The following is a 17390-nucleotide window of genomic DNA, read 5'->3' on the forward strand; positions in this document are numbered from 1 at the left end:
TTTGTGACACGACGAACCGAGCACCGCTGGAAATTGGCTTTAGAATTTCGCTTGCTGACACAACCCTCTAAACTAAACACTACCGGTTGACTGTCCACAGCAAGCTTACACTGCTTGCCGTTGAACTCAGTACTTCGGATATAGTAACAATTGAAACGATTTACACACTGATCGCACTGCCGTCGGGCGATCAGGTATGCATTGATTTTCAATGGCTACTATACGAACGTATCGGGTGACGCTACCGCGGCACCCTTCTACAGCGACAGCTCGACGTGGCCCACAACTCTCATTACCAGTTGAACCCCTCACAGAGGTACTGGCTCCGGGAACCCCTCTTGACATATAATAAATAGTAAATCGAAGAATTTTACTTTTAGGCCAGCCTAATATATTCATGCCGAAGGAGTCTCGAAAGGTAGTGACTGGAGAATACGACGTTGTTATTGTTGGCGGAGGAGTCGGGGGAATTACAGTTGGTGTTTTTACGAGTCGGTACGGACTCTCCACACTAATCCTAGATCGTGGTCGGTCATCACTGGGCCGGATCGCACATCTGGAGAACTTTCCTGGCTTCCCTGCCGGAATCGATACGCCAACATTCCAGAAACTTTTGCACGCACAAGCCGAGCGAGTCGGCTGTGAAATCACGCGTGAGAAGGCTGTAGAAGCAACCCAGACAGAAGACGGCTTTCGTATTGAGACTGAAACGGGAGACGAGTATGCAACTGAATCGCTCGTCGCGGCGGCGAAGTACGGGCGACAGTGGCTCGAAACACTTGACGAGGGAGAATTTCTGGGGGACGACGGGGAAGTCGATATCAATTGGGAAGAGCACAAACGCTACGGTCGAACATCGGTAGATGGACTCTATTTTGCTGGTCGACTTGGGACGGCTGAGGACCAAGCTGTGGTCGCCGCAGGACAAGCGGGCGAGACTGCGCTCGGACTGATCCATGACGTGCGGCGTGATGAGGGCTTGCCCGAGGATCTCGCAACTCACTACACTGACTGGGTGTTCATTGAAGGGTCTGTCATCGACGGTGATTGGGAAGCACACGTCCGGAAGGAGTTCCCAGAACGGGTTGGAGACGCCGACCTCTCCGAGGCACGCTTCGATGAGCTACAGTCACAGTACGTCGAGCGGAAGGTGGAGCAAGCGATCTCACCATCCGAACAGCGCAAGCGACGTCGGGATGGTCACCGGCATCTCGTAGAGCACATCGACGACGATGCGGTACTCGAACGGGCCGAGGAGATCAAAGCGGAACGATCGTCTGGACTGGACGACGAGCAACAGTAGTTTGAGACCGGACTCTAGAAATCCCCGTTGACGATGTCCGCGACGCGCTGCCGGTCAAACAGTTTCGTGTCGTCCGTCACGTCCCCGAATACGTCGGGGTAAATCTGTTTCGCGGCCTGTTCGGTCAAAAACAGGTTGTGGATCGGTCCCTGATGGAGGTATCCGCCACGATAGACGCGACCGTTCTTGACGGCCGTCAGTTGGCTGCCGACTGGATGATCTTCCATATATGCGAGGATGGTATCTCGGAACTCCTCGACCGACATCTCGGCGAAATTCCGGAACAGAATCACGTCCGGGTCCAAATCGAGTAGCCCTTCGTAGTCGAGGTCCATGTTCCCCGTAGTGCTCTGATTCTCGATGTCCGTCCCGCCGAGTGCGTCGCTCACGCCGAGGTCACGCCACTGCTTCTTACTCGTCCCCTGGTCGTTGAGCCGATACGGTGTGAACTCGTCTGGTTCCTGCGTGACACCGTACGTAAGGAAGACATTCGGTCGCTCATCGGCTGTCGGGAGTTGGCTCTGTATGTCCGCGATGAACTCGTCGTGGAGTTCTTTGAACGCCGCATAGCGCTCTTGTTCTTGGAACACCTGTGCGACCTTCTCGAAGGCCTCGTACAACGTGTAGTATCGGTAGTCGTGCCAGTCGTCCGATCTACGGAAGATCAAGTTCCCCACGAACGGGGCAACGTTCGTGGTGATTTCCTCGATGTCCGACTCGTCCCAGTCGAACCAATTAATGAGCATTTGCGGATCGTATAGGTGGACATCGTTGTCAAGTTCGTAGAATTCTTCCTTTGTCCGGACCTCTGGATAACTCTCGATAGGTTCGGTATCGATCTCCACGCCTGGTATTTCGTTGTACAGATGTGTGTAGTATCGGTCAGCGCCTCCGATACCGGTCATGCCGTCGGCTTGGCCCAGTGCGACCCCCATATCAGCGTAGCTACCGTCGTAGGCAATCCACTGATCAGGAGTTGAGTCGAACTCTACCTCACCCATCGGTTCCATCGTTACCGAATAGTTAGTAGATTCAGTAGCGGTCTCAGTTGATTCCTCCGTTGTATTATTGGCCGGAGTGGATTGAGAGTCAGATCCAAATACACCGGCACAGCCCGCCAGCAATCCGCTACCTGTAGCAACTCCGCCGTACTTGAGGATATCCCGCCGCGTTGGTGTTTTCTGGGAACCGTTATTGTCGTCCATACTTTTAGGCCAGCCTAATCTCACTTAACGTTGGCGTTTTAGGACGGCCTAAAAGGCGTTGTGAGTGGATTCGCTATTTCGACGTAGACCGACTCGTCATCTAAAGTCGAATCCAGTTCGTCATATCCCTCGAACCTCGTAAACAGGTTCCCCTTGCATGGTATTTGATCGCTGTCGAGTAGTACTGAGAGAAGGTCAGAAGTTGCGGGCTCGATCTCCACAAGAGACGCTATCTCTTCGCGGAGAACCTTTAACAGCGTAGTTTCATCAGCAGCCCGGCCGACGCCCAGTGCGTTAATCACACCGAATGCATTGTTGATGAATAGATAGTATCTCAGGCAACGGTCAATAATTTCGTCGGAGCAAACGGTTTCTACCCGATTTTCCAAGCCGGGAATCCAGCTATCGACCAGATCGTACCGTGATCTGGGGAAGCAGTATCCACCGTTGTCTCGATAGAACCCTTCCTTTGGCCAGCCGTCCTCATCCAGTCGAACTACAGTGTTTTGCTGATGAGCTTCCAGTCCGACACCAAGCTTGAAGTACGACCACACAACAGGGTGAATTACGGTTCTCAGATACTGACGGAACCACTCCCGGGCTACTTTTGACGCCGGACGACCCTCCCGCTGTGCTATTCGCTGGATGATCTGTGAGACCCACGGTGGCTCAGACGGTCGATCCTGACAGAGCGCAACGACGGTAGCAGTATTCTCTGTAGAAATGCCTCTAAATGGGTTTTCTCGAAGAATCATCTCGAACCCCGATTTGCTTCCGGAGCCGACATCGATTGTTGCAGCAGCAGCGTCTGCCAATATCGAGAACTGCGGGTGAGCATCGCTGAGCCGATCGGCGTACTCTGTAGTGAGAAGCTCGGCAGCGGCGACTGCTAACCGAAGTTTCGACCGCGGTATTGTTCTCTCGGCGTTCGTTATCTCTATGGCTACCGAGGATTTGACCATATAGGGAGTTTCGGGGCTCCATAGCGTCCGAACAGAAGAGGTAGGATAGAATGTGGGACCGAATTCGCCAAGATCGATCAGGTGTCCCGTGTCGATTGCATCCGCCACGTATTGTCGTGAGCGTAGGGCGTCAGCCTGCCACGGATGGACGGGAATAAGTAACCTTCCATCGTTCAGAGCAGACGCCGCTCGCTGCGGGATCATACTGTTCGCTTCGCGGAGTCCCGACGAGATCCACTGGGTTGCACTCTCGTCGTGTGCCGACCATTGTGAAACGATCTCGGCATCAGCGGCAAAATAGTCGAGCTGAAACGAACCACGGAGTTCTGGTGCATACTCGGCAACCTCGTGCTCCGCGATTCCCTCACGGCTCTTTGGAGTCGGATGGAGGAGGTGACCGTAACAGAGCGACTGTTCTGCTCGAATGAAAGTGGGGAGTTTCTCCAAGTGAGCAGCGTTGTCACTGCGTTCACGAATGAATCGCTCTATTTCGCGCTGTGAGACAAGGATACGTCGCAGTAAATCGGTCGCCTCGGTCGTATCTGCTCCCGTTGACAACATAATCTCGCGGCGGATAAACGCAGCCAGCGTTCCAGCGTCTACTGTAGAAGTCTGGCTCTTTTGACGGACGTGTATCGGAAGGTCAAATATGTGTCGACCGGTTTCAGAGTCGTATCGAAGCGCTGCAAACACCGCAACCTCCTGTTGTGTGAATGGTACGTAAAGGATGGATTCAGTACTGTGAACCGACATGGGCGCCTCCACACCGGAAATAATCCGTCCATTACCAGTCTCCCGGTGATAACAGTTCAGTAGTGCATGCAGGGTAGCTGATTCAGCGTGCTCTGCTGGCGTTTTGCAGTTTGCTCCGAGCCCCTGTGACCTCTTCTTGTCGCTCATAATTATACTCCGGCTGTTTCGTCTATCGCCGCTTCGACGGCTTCGGTGAAACGAACGGCAATCTTGTTCACTTGGTTCTGGTCGATAGTGAGTGGTGGCAGGAACCGTGCGACAGCTGAGTCACGGCCACCGGTTTCGATGACGAGTCCGCGATCAAAACACTCCGCCTTCACCGTCGACGCAAGTTCGCTGTTTGGCGGGGGAACCTCTCCATCGTCAGTGTCCGCCGTCTGGTCGACAAACTCTACACCGAGCATCAACCCACAGCCACGTACGTCACCGATCGCATCGAAGCGAGCGTTTAGCGAGTCGAGTCCCTCTCGAAGCTGCTCGCCCATCTTCGCTGCGTGCTCGTCAAGGTCGTTCTCTAATACGTGCCGTATTGTTACTCGGCCGGCGGCCATTGCGAGCTGGTGCCCGCGGAACGTTCCGGCATGAGCGCCAGGTTCCCACACGTCGAAATTCTCATCGTAGACAACAAGCGCCAGTGGGAGACCGCCGCCGACCGCTTTCGAGCAGGTAACGATGTCCGGAGTGATTCCTGCGTGTTCGAACGCCCATGTCTCACCAGTGCGGCCCAGACCGGTCTGTATCTCGTCAACGATCAGCGGAACGTCGTTTTCACGCGTCATTCGGCGGAGCTTCCGCATCCACTCATCGGGTGCCGGATTGACGCCGCCCTCTCCCTGAACGGGTTCGACGATCGCCGCCGCCGGGTCGGTGACGCCGCTCTCGGAGTCAGCGATCACTCGCTCTACAAATCGGCTGACAGATTCGTGTTCACCTGCCTTCAGCCCGAACGGATGACGGTATGGGTCCGGGTATGGTAGGTGGTGGACGCCTGGCATAAGCCCCGGAACTGCCTCTTTCGCATCGGTGTCTCCCATAAGGCTGAGAGAACCATTAGTCATCCCATGATACCCGCCCTGAAAGCCGAGGACGCTTCGGTTGCCGGTCGCAGTTTTCGCCAATTTCAGTGCGGCCTCGACGGCGTCAGTTCCTGCCGGGGAGCAGAACTGTACTTTTGCCGTGTCCGAGAACTCGTCCGGGAAGCTCTCGAATAGCGCGTCCACGAACGCTTCCTTCTCCGGGGTCGTGATATCTAATGTGTGGAGGGGCCGGTCCTCGGCTAGCACTCGCTCCACCTCCGAAACCACGTCTGGATGGTTGTGTCCGAGGGCTAGCGTCCCGGCTCCAGCCAAGCAATCGATGTACTCGTTTCCGTCGGCGTCGACAAGTATCGCTCCTTTGGCTCGTGCGACTGCGAAGGGAAGTGTTCGCGGATACGTCCGCGCGCTGGACTCTCTATTCTCTTGGCTCTGCCGTAGTTGGGTATTAGATTGCTCGTATCTTCGGTGCGGGATTCTCCCTGAACGGCTGGATTCTCGATGCATGCGTGTTTTAGGCTAGCCTAAAAACACAAAAGCCTGTCGGGGGATTGAACAATGGCGGTGAAATCTGACAGTGGTAATTCTATTCTACATCGTTACAGTGAATCAGGTGGCAAGGGTCTGTCTTAAGCGGTAAGAGCCTAATACACGCTTCGTAGGTGCTCCATCTCCCACGATTGTGCGCTGTCGTACGCGAACTCACGCCAGTGACTGCGTTTTACCTGTATATATGTTTCGAACAACGCGTCACCGAGCACGTCCCGCAACACGTCGTCGGACTCAAGTTCGTCAAGCGCCTGGCCAAGCGTCCGGGGCAATCGCTCGACACACTTTTTAGACCGCTCCTCCGCAGTGAGATTCCCTGGATCAACGGAGAGTGGTTCGGGAACATCCAGACCCCGATCAACACCGTCGTATCCAGCCCCGAGAAGTCCCAGCAAGCAGAGATAGGGGTTCACCGCATTGTCCGCACCACGGAATTCCAGTCGTAACGAGTTCCCACTCTGATCGCCCGCGGTAAGCGCCGGGACGCGAACCAAAGCCTCTCGGTTCTCCTGTCCCCAGCAGATGTACCCTGCTGCACCGTTCTGCGGTCGTAGTCGGGCGTACGAGTTGGCAGTGGGGGCTGCAAGGGCTGTAAGTGCTGGTGCGTGCTCTAGCACACCGGCAATGAACTGCTTGCCTATCCGGCTCAGGCTCCCCTCCCCAGAGTCGTAGAACTGGTTCGTCTCCCTGTCCCAGAGTGAAACATGAAGGTGGCAGCCATTCGTCGCGTTATCAAACGGCCTAGGTAAGAACGTGGCCCGGTATCCATCAGATCGGGCGACGCTGTCGACCGTCTCACGGACGAGGACGTGCTCATCGGCCGCACGGAGTCCAAACTGGTGACCTGTCACGATCTCGTGCTTTCCGGGGGCGTACTCTGGATGGTACTTTTCCACAACGACGTCTTGTTCCTCGAGAGCATCGATAGCTCGGAGGATCGTCCCGTGTGTTTCGCGCGTGCTTTCTGTGAGATACGCGCCGGGCGAACCGATAGTCTGGTCGCCGCCTTCTGGGTTCCGCTCGAACAGATGGAACTCGCTCTCGAAGGAGACTCGTGGCGACAAGCCTTTACTCTCGAGGGTGCGCGAGAACGAACGGAGGGACGAACGAGCGTCAATAGTCCAGGGATTCCCGCCGAGCGTTTGTATGTTGCAAAACATTACTCCTGTTCGCTCCGCGTAGGGAAGGGCTCGAAACGTGTCTGGGTCCGGACGGAGCCGAACTTCCCCGACAGTCGTGAGATGTCCGTCCTTGTTTCTCCGCCCGACCGCGTTGTACATCTGAATCAACTGTGATACGGTCGTTCCGTTCTCGATTGCTTCGTCCAGTTTAGCCGTGTCAACAGTTTGCGCGCGAACTGCGCCGCTCTGTGTGACGAAGAGCAACCGAACAAGATCGATATCCTCCTCTGCACATCGGGACTGGATAGCTGGTTCTTTTGTCATCAGCACTCCTCAATGGGAGATATTATTAGGCTAGCCTAAAAAAGTAGGCGCTGTAGTGTGTAATGTGCGATGCTAGCCGTCCATACAACACACCGTTCTTGCAGGACAAGGTTTATATATACTTTAGGCTAGCCTAAAACTAGGCGATTACGATGTTGGTACTCAGTCACTGCAAGAGCGACAGACGGATTGCAAACACAAAGAGCGGGGAGTACAGATAATGGAGTACTCAGACACGGTACGCTCCACATTCGGAACCGACTACTGGAGGCGGGCGAACGAGGCTATGTTACGGAAGATTTTTGCGGAGTTCACCCGCGAGGGCCTTTTAACTCCGACGGAGATACGGACCGTCCCCGCAGAATCCGACGAGCCCACCGAGGAGTGGATTCGATACGTGATTCGGTTGACAGATGGTATCGAGTACCAGTTCGACGCGCATCAGCGCGCGCTCGGAACCTATCGAGTCCGTCGTGCCTCGATCATTCGACGTGACGGTCTTGCAGGGACTGAGCCGGAGCCGGCAGACGACCCGATTCAGTTCCTGGTCGACGCCCAGGCGTATTTGGGAACCAGCCAGACGACTCTCGCACGCCTCCTCAGAGAGTACTACAACACACTCGTCGCCGACACACACGTTCGCGCGTCGAAAGATAACCGTGAGCATGAATCGATTCTTGACCTCCCCTACGCAATGGTCGAAGGAGAACTGGAAGGACATCCCAAGTACACGTATAACAAAGGCAGGGTCGGGTTCGATTACGACGACTATCATAAGTACGCCCCCGAGACGAAACGTAAGCGGACACTCTCCTGGGTCGCGGCACATGAGAATCGGGCCACGTTCACGTCGGTTGCTGGGATATCACAGAGAGAACTCCTTGAGAACGAACTGGGGGACCAGTATCAGGCGTTCAGGTCACGGCTTTCGAGTGACGGGCTCGATCCGGACGACTACGTTCTCTTTCCTGTTCACGACTGGCAGTGGACGGACAGCGTTATCCAACTGTTCGCTGGCGACATTGCGGACGACTTGCTCGTCCCTCTCGGTGAAGGTCCCGATACGTACCTTCCGCAGCAGTCCATTCGTACGTTCTCAAATGTCTCGGCTCCCGAGAAGAAGCATGTGAAGCTCCCCATACGCGTGCTGAACACCAACGTGTACCGTGGGATACTCGGTGAGCAAGCTGAAGCCGCCCCTCAAGTGACCGAGTTCGTACAGTCAATCCTAGACGACGATCCGTATCTTCGAACCAATTGTAACCTCGTCCTTCCCGGAGAAATCGCAGGTGTGAACTACGAACACCCCAAGTTCAGCCAACTCGAGGACGCTCCGTACCAACTTCACGAGCTACTCGGGTGTGTCTGGCGAGAGAGCGTCACGCCTTCAGTAGACTCCAGCGAGTCCCCGATAGCTCTGGCTGCAGTGTACGAGGATGACTTCGATGGGACGCCGGTCGTGGCAAAACTCGTCGATCGATCGGGGATGACACCGGAGACGTGGCTCACCGAGTTTCTGGAGACTCTGCTGAATCCAATTCTACACTGTCTCTATCGCTATGGTCTTGTATTTATGCCGCACGGTACGAATGTCGTCCTGATACTGGAGGACGACGTTCCCACCCGGATTGCGATCACGGACTTCGTTGACGAGGTTGCGGTCATAGACCGGGACTTCCCTGAACTGATCGAGAAGCTCCCCGAAGAACTCCGCGACGATGACCGATACACGCACAGTATCGTGAAGCGGAAACCACCGATTCTCCTCTGTCATCGAATCGTGGGAACGCTGTTCGACGGTGTGTTCCGGTTTGTCTCTGACGCGCTGGAGCGAACCCACGGACTCACCGAAACAGCCTTCTGGCAGCACGTTCGGGACACCATCGAGAACTACCACAAAAAGTTCCCGAGATACGAGGATCGGTACGAAGCAATCGACCTTTTTAGACCTCGGTTCCGGAACTACTGTCTCAACCGGAATCGGTTGCTGGATCACGGCTACACGAACACCAATACGCGCCCGAAAGTACGCCATCACGGTACCGTTCCCAACCCACTCGCTGAGTTCACATGATACGCATTGACCAGACTTGCGAGAACCAAGAGTTCAATAGCAGCAGCGTTTTGAATACATGACAGAGGAGAACACAGGTGGGGACGGGTCCACTATCGACGAACTCGGACGGGACATCGAACAGCCTCTCCGTAGTCTGTTCGTTCGATATGGACGGACGAAGCAGCGACGGTTAGCACTCGGATTGTTCGCCAGTGTCGTCTCACGCGGAGCAGGGCTCGTCACGCCGATAGTTCTGGGAACAACCATCGACGCCGTCTTTAACAATGAGGGAGCGTATACACTTCCTCTCGTCCCCAGTGCCTGGTTGCCATCGGACGCAACGAGTCAGTTTTGGCTCTCAGCCTTGCTTGTTGGCGGGTCGCTCGTACTGGTCGCTTTAACGGCATGGCTCCGAGACTATATGATGAATGATTTCGCCCACGGTGTTATGTACGATATTCGAGCGGACAGCTACAGGAAGTTCCAAGAGTTAGACACGGTGTTTCAGGAGGAGGTAGACACTGGGGAGGTCATGTCCATCCTGAACAACGACACGACCAATTTGGAACGGTTCTTCGACAACGGACTTCAAGACATGGTACGGATCGGTGTCATGGTAGTCGGAGTTACGGGAATTCTTCTTCATCTCAACTACCAGCTCGCAGTGATTACACTGCTCGCACTCCCGCTTTTCATAGGTTTCACATGGTGGTTCACCCAGGCGGTTGAGCCACGATACGCCGGCTGGCGGTCGTCAGTCGGGCATCTAAACACTCGTTTGCAGAACGCGATCAGCGGCAGCTTGCTCGTCAAAACAGCGCCAGCAAAGGGATACGAGGCTAACCGCATCGATAACGCGGCGAAAGATCTGTACGACGATGCGATCAGTGCAATCAGATTGAGTGTTGTTTACCGGCCTGGCATGCGGTTTTTAACCGGATTGATACTCTTCGCAACGTTCGTCGTCGGAGGAACTTGGGTGTTCACCGGGCCACCAGGTCCGTTAACGGGTGATCTCACTGTCGGTACATTCGTCGTATTTATGTTACTCACCCAACGGCTCACCGCCCCACTCGCGAAGCTTTCCGATGTCGTCGACCGGTACGAGAACGCGAAAGCCTCTGGGAAGCGGATCTGTGGACTACTACGAGCACCCACGTACGTAACCGAAAATCCCGACGCAGCGGTGCTCGACAGCATCGATGGTCACGTCGAGTTCGATACAGTGTCATTCGCTTACGGGACTAATAATCCTCAGTCGAGCGCTGACGAACCTGTACTTGCTGACATCTCGTTCACGCTGAATCCGGGGGAAACCGTTGCACTCGTCGGCCCGACTGGTGCAGGAAAGTCGACGATAGCGAAGCTCCTCTTACGATTATACGATGTGACGAGCGGAGAGATACGAGCGGACGGGCACGATATTCGGGAAGTGACGCGAGGGAGCTTGCGCGAGTCCATCGGATACGTCAACCAAGAGCCATTCCTATTCGATGGCACGGTAGCGGAAAACATTCGATACGGGCAGTCACAGGCGAGTGACGAAGCCGTCCGACAGGCAGCACGAGCGGCACAGGCACACGAGTTCGTCGAGAATCTCCGAGACGGGTACGGGACAGAAGTCGGGGAACGCGGTGTGAAGCTCTCTGGGGGACAACGCCAGCGAATCGCGCTTGCCAGAGTATTCCTTCAGGATCCGGATGTCGTCGTTCTTGACGAGGCGACGGCGAGTGTTGACACGGAAACGGAACTGCTGATCAATCGGAGTCTGACTGAACTTGCGGAGGAACGCTCCACGATAGCAATCGCGCATCGTCTCTCAACGGTCTGTGATGCAGATCGGATACTGGTCATCGAAGACGGAGAGATAGTCGAGCGCGGCACCCACAAGTATTTGTTGGAGGAAGACGGGTTGTACGCGATGCTGTGGAGAATTCAGACTGGAGAGATGGACGAACTCCCCGAGCGTTTAGAGCGTCATGTTGCGACCGACTCTGTCGTAACTAGGTAACCGACCCTACCCAAAACGTCGCGTTTAGTCAAGGGTCAGGTAATTACTCTGGTGATCCGGGTCCGAGATCCTGCTTGGCGATGGGGAGAAATCGAACATCCCGCGGTCGTTGCAATAAGATTCCGTGGAACTACCGGCTCACAGGGGCGTTTTTAGCGACAGTGTCTGTTGGAGAAACCGCTAGAAAGAACCCTAGAACCGATTAAATCACCGTATCTTACAGGTGTACGCTTGTTATATCATGATGGTGGTGTTTATACTTGTAAATCCAGGCTATAGTATGCGGAAATATTGTATGTCATTACATAGCACCGGTGCAGCGTTTGGGTCTATTACACTATCGGCCACTGCTTCTCATCCATTACTAGTGCCCGAGAACGCCCCGTTTGCGTGCTTTAGCTGTCCCAACCCGGAAGACAAATAGTCCAGCCGCTAGGTAGGCAACCGCCTGCCCGACCAATACCCCACGGTCGCATACCGGAAGTTCCCACACGCGGAGTTCGCGCTTCCGTTCATCGGTCAAATAGTCATTACACACGACTTTGGCACTCGCGCTACCCTGCTCGTCAGCGATATCTTGAACATGTTCCAGTAGATCCTGCGTGGTTCGCGAATACGCGTCGTACCAGAATCGCCGGCCCATGTGCGGCTTCCGTGCGACGCCGTCGATCTCTTCTGGAACTCCGGCCGTATCGGTGAGGTCATGGATCCAGCCCCCGACTGTGGTTCCGTTGACGTGTCCGGTTTTTGAGCGCTCCGAAGGGGACAGATAGCCGTCGATGCGGGAGACGTGTACTGGACTTATGTCTCTACGGTGGTTGGTAAATTGTAAGTTGAGACTACAGGGGGTTTAGCGGGGCTATGATGCGTAGTTTCGAGCGAACCGACGAGCGGTATCTGTTTCAGATCTCTCTCCAAACGAGGATTCTCGTTGAACTAGAAACTAATCTGAGGCATTTCCGAGACTTTGGATAGTGTAGCCACTCAGACGCGGCGCTAACACGGAGAGAGCCCCTCACTATCCGATTCCCGTTTTCTTCTTCAACAGCGTCAGCGTATTGTCGGCTGTTACGATCGGCGAATGCTCGTATTCACCAGTCAATTCGACCTGTACCAGTAAATCGACTGCTCGCCAAATCGAGTACAACAGACACGCGAATGCGAAGTAGAAGAATCGGAGGCCAAAATCTTTCGATGTCGTAGCGGCCATGAATCACTTGATCGATTTGTAACCGCTTTCAATCTCCCACCGATACCCATACTCGGTGAGATAGGCGCTGCTGGTATTTGTCATGAATACCGAGTACTGCCGGTGATCATCATGTTCAGAGTCCTCCTTTCGTCGGTAGATCAGCGTTGTCTCGTGCCACTCGTTCTTCCCGAGATGGAGCTTGCGGTCGGTCTCGTATCGGTCCTGACCCCGCTGGAGCAGTCGCTTTGCTTGGGCTCTCTCGCTGGTCTGCATCCGCTTGGGCACGACATACGACAGTCCACGCTGGCTGAGCATCTCCAGAATGTGTTGGCTGTCGAACTCCCGATCCATCAGTACGTTATCGACGTGAACGAGGTCCTCGGCAGAGTTGAGCAAGTCTTCGACGATTTCCTTACGAGCCTCACCCTTCCGAACTGGTCTCGCATCCAGTACGATTGGGGCAGCGTTCCCGACCAGCTGGACTGTCGCCCACTGATAGGCATACTCGTCGGTCTTCTCCTTCGTGCCGATAATCTCATCTTCGTGCCCAGTCCGATCCCCAGTAAATGGTTCGGCTTCCGTAATATCGATAGCAACGATCCCTGCTCGGAAGAACTCCTCCGTCTCTGCCACTTCACCCAGTAATCGATTTATGGCTCGTCGGTACATCTCCCGAATCTGTTCAATCGACAGGTCGCGGATGTGCTCGCGATGGGCGTGGCCCAACGGCGTTCGACCCCGGGTTGATTCGTAGACAAAACTCCGGGCTCCTTCGTTAGCAGCCAGCCCCTCACGAAGTCCGAGATGCGTTTGTAAGGCCCAGTACGCGTTCTCGTGGATCTCACAGCCATTGTCGCGATTCAGTGAGAATGCCGGGAAAACGACGTGACTGATGTAGTCCGTAATAGATCCCGCTTCATTGAGGATAGCTTGATCGTCTGGCTCTGATTTATCCGCTCCGTCATCCTGTGATGGAAAATTCCGTTCTGGCTCGCGTGGAACAGCAACACCCGAATCCTGGGCTTTGATCAGAATCGTCCGGGCGGCTGCCTCAATTGTCTCACGAAGCTCTGAAGTGAATCGTTTGTGCCAACTGCGCCACAGCGTCGACTGGTCTGGGACCGTCTCGATCCCTAATAGCTCACGGAGTTCAGGATGGTGGGTGAGGTACGTGAGGAGTGCCGTTTCGTGGGTCCAGCCGTGAAGTTCTTTGAGCAGAAACAGTCGGAACAGTTGGGCCATTTCGTACTGAGTAGCTCCATAATACTGGTCATGTGGCCCAAACTCGACATACGCTACTGGGTAGTGAGATACGAACTCGTCGACGGAGTCGTGAGCCTCGTGGTCGAACCATGTGGACGCAACGGTCCAGATGTCTTCTTCCAGACCGGCGAGAGAATTCCGGTCATAGAGTGGCGTCGAATCATATGCTGGCCATTCCGCGTATGACTGCTGTGCGATTCGCCGAAAAACACTGCGTTGAGAGTCAAAACGGGGAACCACTACGAGAGACTGGCCACGACAGACTCAAGAATCGCATTAACGGATCAGTTCATAAATATATAATATCGGCCCTATCGGTCGGGTTCAGTTAAGCGTGAAAACTGAGGCGAGAGTGATTTCAGCTGTCCATGGCAGAAATCACACGCCTCAGCGGATGTAGAGACTGGATTGATTTGGATTTTGTGGAGCGCGAGCGGACACCCAAGCCAGCGATGGTTGGGTATTCAAGCGCACGTTGCGGGGCTGTCGCTGTCGAATACCGTCGATTTACTCGACTCGCTGGGCGTCCAACGCAGTCGAAAGGCCGTCCATAATTGGGTTCACAAGGCAGATTTACAGCCCAAAGATGGTCGATCACCGGATCACATTGCGGTTGATGAGACCGTGATCCAACTCAATGATGAGAAATATTGGCTGTACGCCGCTGTCGTTCCATAAACGGATAAATTGCTTCATACGAACCTTAGACCAACTACAACGACGGTTCTAGCCCATTCGTTTCTCACCGAACTCAGTGAGAAACACGACGTCGACGACGCCGTGTTTCTCGTCGATGGCTCCAAATCGTTACAAGCTGCGTGTCAACGGCATAGCTTCGATTTCAGATACGAAAAACATGGAAATCGGAATGCTGTTGAACGTGTCTTCAGAGAGATAAAACGCCGAACTGTCTGTTTCTCAAACTGTTTCAGCAACGCCGAAGCAGAAACAGCCGACGATTGGGTCAAATCATTCAGCTTCGCATGGAATCAGCTTATCTGAACACGATGATTATTAGGCGGTTTGAGATTTTTGTTTGTGCCTGAAGCTTGTTTTTCCGCGGCGGTAATTCTTGTTTATTTCATCCCGTAACCCATCTTCCGCAGCTCGTCTGCGACTGTTCGAGAGGGATCGTTGCCAGCCAGGACGATGGCTTCGAGCACATCGATCTTGTAGACCGTTTCAGATTCGAAGGTTTCCTCCATCGCATCCACGACATCCTCAACATGCGCTTCGGCTTCCTCTCGCAGGAACAGATTTGCGTGACTCCGGCCGTCTTGGACGCCATCACGGCGGTACTTGTACGGGAGTGAGTTGCTGGAATGGCTTGCCTCCGAGGTCGTGTCGGATTCCGTCTCCGTATCCGTGGTGATGGGTTCGGTTTCGGGTTCGACCTCAGCTTTGTCGAGTTCCTCAGTGTCCTCTTCCTCGTCGAAGTCGTCCTCAAACGGTGAGCCAGCGCCGGATTTCATGCGTCGAACGCCTCCTCAATCTCCACTGCGAGGTCGTCGTACTTTTCGAGCGTCTCGTGCTCCCGATCGGGGACACGACGAACGCCCTTCTCGCCGTCCTTGTACGCCTCTTCGACCACCTGATAGGCAGTCGCCCGCGCGTCCCACATCTCCTGCATCAGTGACTCACGCTTCCGGAATACCGCCGGAACGTCGTACTTGACCTCCTCCTGCAGCGTTTCGAGATGTTGCTGCTGGCCCGTGGTGTCCCCGAACGCGACGGGGACGACTCCGAGTACGCCAACTTCGATGTCGAGGCTACCCTCAAGTCCGTCGACGAGTTGCTCCAGACCGTCGATACTGAGCGATCCTTTGCCCGAGAGTTCGACCGGAATGAGGACCGTTTGCGTAACCATGACCGCGTTATACAGTCCCTGGCCCTCGGATGCCTGCGGGTCGCAGATTATCGCGTCGTACTCTTCGTGGATACCGTTGCGACCGAGTAGTTGGTAGAGTTGCTCTTCTTCGACCCACTCGGCATCGGGATTCATCTGTTCCTCAGTCTCTTTGGCGCGACGCATCGCCGTGTCCAGGCCTGAGAGCATGTTGTGGGCAGGGATGACATCCAGATTGTCGACGCCTGTGTCCTTTCGAATGAGATCCTCGAACGGGCCTTTCGCCCGCCCAACCATATGCCGGACGAGGTTGTCAGCTTCGCCGTCATCGCGATCGTCGTCGACGCCGAAGACGTAGGAAAGCGAGGCCTCCTGCGGGTCGAGGTCGATAACCAGTGTTTTGAGTCCGTTTGACGCGTGGGCGTGGGCGAGATTTGCTGCGGTCGTCGTTTTGCCGACGCCGCCAGCCTCGCTATACACCGTATATGCCAGCATGTGTTACATCTGCGTGTTGCTACTACTAATAATTATTGTATGTTACTAATCCTCGTTACTAGTATTCGCTAATAACGGTAGTAACTATTTTTAGTGACTACTGTTAGTAGCTAATGTGAGTAATTAACATTTATAAATAAGATTAGTAACATTTGGTAGTACTGCATTGGAAGTGGTAGGGTATGAGAACAAATCAATGGCGGCGTGTCTGGCTAACCAACACAGACCCTATTTGGTCCGCTGTTGTTGGTTAGCGTATGAGCGACGAAGACTACGCCCACCAAGCCCTGTCGGTGCTGGAGCAAATCGACATCGAGGTAATCGATCAGGACGCTCGGGATGCACACGACGACGCGGTCACCGCCGTCAACGAACTATAGTAGCCATTGAAAATCAATGCACACCTGATCGTACGACGGCAGTGCGATCAGTGTGTAAATCGTTTCAATTGTTACTATAGCCGAGGCGCTCGGGGAGAGCAAGACAGAGGACGCGGTTGCCGTCGACGCGCCCGAGGAGTGGGCCGAGGATGCGGACGAGTGGAACGAGAAGATCAACGAGGCGTACGAGGCAGCGGAGATCGCACGCCCGAAGGGCACGCTGACTGTGAAAACTATCGACGATCGGGAATACTACTACCTGCAGTGGCGCGAAGGCGAGCAGGTAAAGAGTCAGTACGTGGCGCCGGTTGGTCCGTCATAACGCGGTTTTGCTCCGGAAACAGTGGTGTTTGAAATCGGTCAAACAATCGTTGCGGGTCTAGCTTGTTGTTAGGTGCGGGAGTTATCCTCGAAAGAGGTTCAACAGGGCAATAAATTCGATATCGGCACGTATATTCTACACTACTGGGTACACCTGCGAGAGGCTCAAATAGGAACGAAGGCAGAACCTGCCTCACTGACAACCTAGTTACGTAAGGACGAACGTGTAGAGTCGGGCCAAGCGTGGCTCTTCCAGCAGTTGTGCAATCGACAGCAGACCATTGATAGCCCGTTCTGGGTCCCCGGCGGCTTTCGACATACAATTCATAATTCATGTATTGAGTAATAACGGGTAGGACGATACCAACCAGCGAGCCAGTCACTGATAGTTGGATAATTACCAGCGTGCCACAGACGACTCACAGAGTGCGAAAGCTATCTGTTCATTGAGTGGGTCAGTTGCTTAGAAATACGGAAGGCCCACTCGAGAGAGATGCCTCTCTTCGATGAGTGAATAAGGTATGAATGGTGGCGGCGAACCGGATTTCCCAGAGGCTCGCGCACTCCAGTACTCC

Annotated in this window: 10 protein-coding genes and 3 pseudogenes; 5 read left to right on the forward strand and 8 right to left on the reverse strand. The window is 54.5% G+C overall.

All coding sequences use genetic code 11. The annotated features are described in order from the left end of the window. Window positions 1-397 precede the first annotated feature (397 nt). A complete protein-coding gene (locus tag C442_RS13825) occupies window positions 398-1303 on the forward strand; it encodes an NAD(P)/FAD-dependent oxidoreductase (protein ID WP_080504315.1) in 906 nt (301 codons plus the stop codon). Window positions 1304-1317: 14 nt separating this feature from the next. On the opposite strand, the gene C442_RS13830 is transcribed toward C442_RS13825, so the two are convergent. The 4 genes from C442_RS13830 to glnA2 form a co-directional block, all read right to left on the reverse strand. Then, window positions 1318-2508, reverse strand: coding sequence for an ABC transporter substrate-binding protein (locus C442_RS13830; protein ID WP_049942991.1), 1191 nt, complete (start codon window positions 2506-2508; stop codon window positions 1318-1320). Window positions 2509-2546: 38 nt separating this feature from the next. Beyond that, window positions 2547-4370 carry an IucA/IucC family protein gene (locus tag C442_RS13835; protein ID WP_049942992.1) on the reverse strand — a complete coding sequence of 608 codons (1824 nt, stop codon included), beginning with the start codon at window positions 4368-4370 and terminating at the stop codon, window positions 2547-2549. A 2-nt stretch (window positions 4371-4372) separates the two neighbouring features. Then, entirely contained in the window at window positions 4373-5764 is a 1392-nt protein-coding gene (locus C442_RS13840; protein WP_049942993.1) for a diaminobutyrate--2-oxoglutarate transaminase family protein, read from the reverse strand. A gap of 137 nt (window positions 5765-5901) precedes the next feature. Next, the gene (gene glnA2 / locus C442_RS13845; RefSeq protein WP_008311440.1) at window positions 5902-7251 is read right to left on the reverse strand and encodes a gamma-glutamylputrescine synthetase; all 1350 of its coding nucleotides are present in this window, start codon (window positions 7249-7251) and stop codon (window positions 5902-5904) included. Window positions 7252-7471: 220 nt separating this feature from the next. Between glnA2 and C442_RS13850 the strand changes: the two genes are divergently transcribed. Then, window positions 7472-9325, forward strand: coding sequence for an IucA/IucC family protein (locus C442_RS13850; RefSeq protein ID WP_008311442.1), 1854 nt, complete (start codon window positions 7472-7474; stop codon window positions 9323-9325). A gap of 58 nt (window positions 9326-9383) precedes the next feature. Next, on the forward strand, window positions 9384-11318 hold the full coding sequence (locus C442_RS13855; protein ID WP_008311444.1) for an ABC transporter ATP-binding protein: 1935 nt from the start codon (window positions 9384-9386) through the stop codon (window positions 11316-11318). A gap of 1018 nt (window positions 11319-12336) precedes the next feature. Here C442_RS13855 and C442_RS13865 read toward each other — a convergent pair. Further along, window positions 12337-14013: pseudogene (locus tag C442_RS13865) on the reverse strand (transposase). A gap of 128 nt (window positions 14014-14141) precedes the next feature. On the opposite strand from C442_RS13865, the pseudogene C442_RS20985 reads away from it, so the two are divergent. Then, a pseudogene (locus C442_RS20985) lies at window positions 14142-14775 on the forward strand (IS6 family transposase). A 74-nt stretch (window positions 14776-14849) separates the two neighbouring features. Here C442_RS20985 and C442_RS13870 read toward each other — a convergent pair. Both C442_RS13870 and C442_RS13875 read right to left on the reverse strand, forming a co-directional pair. Beyond that, window positions 14850-15245, reverse strand: coding sequence for a hypothetical protein (locus tag C442_RS13870; RefSeq protein ID WP_008311451.1), 396 nt, complete (start codon window positions 15243-15245; stop codon window positions 14850-14852). Beyond that, window positions 15242-16114 carry a ParA family protein gene (locus C442_RS13875; RefSeq protein ID WP_008311452.1) on the reverse strand — a complete coding sequence of 291 codons (873 nt, stop codon included), beginning with the start codon at window positions 16112-16114 and terminating at the stop codon, window positions 15242-15244. The genes C442_RS13870 and C442_RS13875 overlap by 4 nt, the downstream gene beginning before the upstream one ends. 257 nt (window positions 16115-16371) lie before the next feature. On the opposite strand from C442_RS13875, the gene C442_RS22920 reads away from it, so the two are divergent. Then, the gene (locus tag C442_RS22920) at window positions 16372-16494 is read left to right on the forward strand and encodes a hypothetical protein (RefSeq protein WP_008311453.1); all 123 of its coding nucleotides are present in this window, start codon (window positions 16372-16374) and stop codon (window positions 16492-16494) included. 535 nt (window positions 16495-17029) lie between these two features. Here C442_RS22920 and C442_RS21555 read toward each other — a convergent pair. After that, window positions 17030-17134, reverse strand: a pseudogene (locus C442_RS21555) (DUF7437 domain-containing protein); the annotation flags it as partial. Between the last annotated feature and the right edge of the window lie 256 nt (window positions 17135-17390).

The sequence above is a fragment of the Haloarcula amylolytica JCM 13557 genome (genome assembly GCF_000336615.1).
GTDB lineage: Archaea > Halobacteriota > Halobacteria > Halobacteriales > Haloarculaceae > Haloarcula > Haloarcula amylolytica.

Bases quoted from the DNA above. Each gene is read 5' to 3' on its own strand.
- C442_RS13825 (WP_080504315.1), top strand. From the start codon at position 398: ATGCCGAAGGAGTCTCGAAAGGTAGTGACTGGAGAATACGACGTTGTT.
- C442_RS13830 (WP_049942991.1), bottom strand. From the start codon at position 2,508: ATGGACGACAATAACGGTTCCCAGAAAACACCAACGCGGCGGGATATC.
- C442_RS13835 (WP_049942992.1), bottom strand. From the start codon at position 4,370: ATGAGCGACAAGAAGAGGTCACAGGGGCTCGGAGCAAACTGCAAAACG.
- C442_RS13840 (WP_049942993.1), bottom strand. From the start codon at position 5,764: ATGCATCGAGAATCCAGCCGTTCAGGGAGAATCCCGCACCGAAGATAC.
- glnA2 (WP_008311440.1), bottom strand. From the start codon at position 7,251: ATGACAAAAGAACCAGCTATCCAGTCCCGATGTGCAGAGGAGGATATC.
- C442_RS13850 (WP_008311442.1), top strand. From the start codon at position 7,472: ATGGAGTACTCAGACACGGTACGCTCCACATTCGGAACCGACTACTGG.
- C442_RS13855 (WP_008311444.1), top strand. From the start codon at position 9,384: ATGACAGAGGAGAACACAGGTGGGGACGGGTCCACTATCGACGAACTC.
- C442_RS13870 (WP_008311451.1), bottom strand. From the start codon at position 15,245: ATGAAATCCGGCGCTGGCTCACCGTTTGAGGACGACTTCGACGAGGAA.
- C442_RS13875 (WP_008311452.1), bottom strand. From the start codon at position 16,114: ATGCTGGCATATACGGTGTATAGCGAGGCTGGCGGCGTCGGCAAAACG.
- C442_RS22920 (WP_008311453.1), top strand. From the start codon at position 16,372: ATGAGCGACGAAGACTACGCCCACCAAGCCCTGTCGGTGCTGGAGCAA.